This window comes from Actinomycetota bacterium (assembly GCA_036280995.1).
Lineage (GTDB): Bacteria > Actinomycetota > CALGFH01 > CALGFH01 > CALGFH01 > CALGFH01.
Genome location: DASUPQ010000924.1, coordinates 1 through 2,987, shown reverse-complemented (window position 1 = coordinate 2,987; position 2,987 = coordinate 1). Strand labels below are relative to the sequence as shown.

The window sequence follows — 2,987 nt, the reverse complement described above, 5'->3', positions numbered from 1 at the left end:
GGCACCCAGCGGGCGTCGTCGACCTCGTTGGCCGCTCCCAGCGTGCCCGCGGCCGGGGTCATCTCCCAGTAGCGGACGGTCTTGGGCCGCCGCTTGGGATCACGGTAGGCGGCGGTCCCGACCTCCCGGCCCAGCCGGCAGCGCAGCCCCGTCTCCTCTTCGACCTCGCGCAGCGCCGCCTGGGCCTCGGTCTCACCCGGGTGGAGCTTGCCCTTGGGGAACGACCAGTCGTCATAGGCCGGCCGGTGGATCAGGACGATCTCGACCACGCCGCCCTGGCCACGGCGCCAGACGATCCCGCCGCCGGCTCGGACGACCGTCTCGGTCACGACCTGGCCCGCAAGACGCCGCCGTTCAGAACGGCGTGGGGATGTGGTGCAACGGGAGGTCCGGCTCCAGGTAGCCTCGGGCCGGCTGCCGCTTGGGCAACGTGACGTCCTTGTGGGCGAGTGGCTTGTAGGGGACCTGGCTCAGCAGGTGGCTGACGAGGTTGAGCCGGCCCCGCTTCTTGTCGTCGGTGCGGGCGACGTACCAGGGCGCCCAGGCGGTGTCGGTCGCGGCGAACATGGCGTCCCTGGCCCGGGAGTAGTCGTACCAGCGGCTGTAGGACTTCAGGTCCATGTCCGACAGCTTCCAGACCTTGCGGGGGTCCTCGATGCGGCTCTCCAGCCGCCGGGTCTGCTCGTCGGGGCCGACCTCCAGCCAGTACTTCAGGAGCAGGATCCCCGAGTCGACCATGGTCTTCTCGACCGATGGCGTCAGCTCGAGGAACCGCTCGGTCTCCTCCGGCTTGCAGAAGCCCATCACCCGCTCGACGCCGGCGCGGTTGTACCAGCTGCGGTCGAAGATCACGACCTCGCCAGCGGCCGGAAGGTGCGGGAGGTACCGCTGGATGTACATCTGGGTCTTCTCGCGCTCGGTCGGGGTGGGCAGGGCAACGACCCGGAACACCCGCGGGCTCACCCGCTCGGTGATCCGTTTGATCGTGCCCCCCTTCCCGGCGGTGTCCCGGCCCTCGAACACGATGCAGATCTTGGCCCCCGACGCCTTGACCCACTCCTGCATGGCGACGAGCTCGCCGTGCAGGCGCCGCATCTCCCGCTCGTAGTCCTTGCGCTTCAGCTTCGGAGGCGGGTCGGCGTGCTCGTGTTGCCGCTTGTTCCTCTTGGCCATATCGTTTCACCTCCAAGGCGCTCGCTTCCCCAAAGATCCGGGTTGAGCATGCCCTGCCCGATCCTTCCTGCAGGCGTACGGCTTCTGTTGGAGATCTCCTCAAGGTGGCCGGGCCGCCCCGGAGACCGGGCCAGATACGGTCAGGGCGATGTGCCACAGCCGCTTCCAGTCCATGATTGGCTTGGGATCGGGCACACCAGGACGGTCACGGGGCACCCGGACCCGCAGGGCGGCCGGCTGCACAGTGCAGCGGACGGGCGTGTCCAGCACCAGCGCCTCGCCGTCGACCCCAACCGGGATCTGGGATGCATCGGCGTCGACCACGACCTGGCGCCCGGCCAGCCTGGTGAGCCCACGGGATTGTGTCCCGCGGACAAGGCCGGCCGCCTGGACCGCGCTGGCGACGGTGACGGCGAACAGGCCCAGGGTCGCCTGGTCGAGCCGGGCCCGGCGCCCCAGCCCGGCGATGTCGCCCATCCCGTAGACGTTGTTGGAGACCAGGACCGCCTGCGGCCCCTCGATGGTCACATTCCCGGCCCGGGCGACCAGCCGCGGCCCCTGGTGGCCGACCAGCAGTCCTGGCAGCAGGTCCAGGGTGGTGCGGGTCTTGTCGTCGCGGTAGGCCGGGCTCTGCACCACGGCGGCATAGGCGCCGAAGGAGGCGTTGTTGACGAACGGGCGGTCGCCGATGAACCCCAGGTCGACATGGAGCTCGACACCGTCGCGCAGCGCATCCAGGCAGCGGGATGGGTCCTCACGGTCCAGCCCCAGATCCAGGGCGAAGTGGTTGCGGGTGCCGGCCGAGATGACCATCAGCGGGATGCCGTGCTCGGCCGCGATGCCGGCGACCAGCGCCTGGGTCCCATCCCCGCCGGCCACCCCCAGCAGGTCGGCCCCGTCGGCCACCGCCCGGCGGGCCAGCTCACCCACATCCACCACCCCGGGCCCTTCCAGCAGGGCGACGGTGGCGCCGAGGGCCTCGGCCTTGTCCTTGAGGCCGAACCTGACCACCTTCCCGCCGCCGGAGCGCGGGTTCATGATCATGAACGGCCGCCGGGGCGGCGGGACGTCGTACTCCGGCAGCTTCTCGGGGATGACATCGCGGCGCAGCGCAGCCCTGCCGGCGGCCAAGGCCAGCACCAACAGCCCCAACGCCAGCAGGACCAGCCAGGTCAGCCGGGCACGGGTGTACAGCACCAGGACCGTCAGCGGCGCCGCCACCGCCAGCGCGACCGCCAGGCCCCGCACCAGGCCCTTGTTGGTCAGCGCCCACCACGCCCCGGCCAAGGTCAGGGCCAGGCCGGCCAACCCGACCAGCACCAAGGCCAGGCTCTGCCGAAGTCCTGCCACCAGCGGCGGCATCAGCACGGCCGCCGCGGCGGTCACCAGGGCCAGGCGAGCCAGCCACCGCTGGGTGACGGTCGCGCCTCCCGGCGCTTCCACGTTGGTGGTCGCCATCCCTGATCACCGCCCACGCCAGGTGCCGTTCCTCTCGTCAACCTAGAGGGACGGCGGCCGTGGAGACCTCACCCCAAACGCATGAGATCTGGCATATACGGGGTCGACCCAGGACCCATCCCGGTACCTCATGAGTCGGCAGCTCGGGATCGCGGTGGAGGTAGCCCGGTCAAGGACATCCCGTCGGGATCTGCCTTGCCAGCCGAGGGCTGCCCGGTCGGCGTTCCGGTTCAGCTCCTATGCGGTTGTGGTCCGCCTGCCGGGAAGCTGGTTGCGCTGGCTGGCGCCGGCGACCCAATGGCCGATGTCCAACAGGGCGGCGATCCCGACCCAGAACCAATCCCACCCGATCAACC

At 70.6% G+C, this 2,987-nt stretch carries 3 protein-coding genes; all 3 read right to left on the bottom strand.

The annotated features are described in order from the left end of the window. A partial coding sequence (locus tag VF468_30800) for an NUDIX hydrolase (GenBank protein ID HEX5882675.1) occupies positions 1-329 on the bottom strand: 329 nt, incomplete at its 3' end. Positions 330-354: 25 nt separating this feature from the next. Continuing rightward, on the bottom strand, positions 355-1,173 hold the full coding sequence (gene ppk2, locus VF468_30795) for a polyphosphate kinase 2 (GenBank protein HEX5882674.1): 819 nt from the start codon (positions 1,171-1,173) through the stop codon (positions 355-357). A 99-nt stretch (positions 1,174-1,272) separates the two neighbouring features. Beyond that, the gene (locus VF468_30790; protein ID HEX5882673.1) at positions 1,273-2,631 is read right to left on the bottom strand and encodes a diacylglycerol kinase family protein; all 1,359 of its coding nucleotides are present in this window, start codon (positions 2,629-2,631) and stop codon (positions 1,273-1,275) included. Between the last annotated feature and the right edge of the window lie 356 nt (positions 2,632-2,987).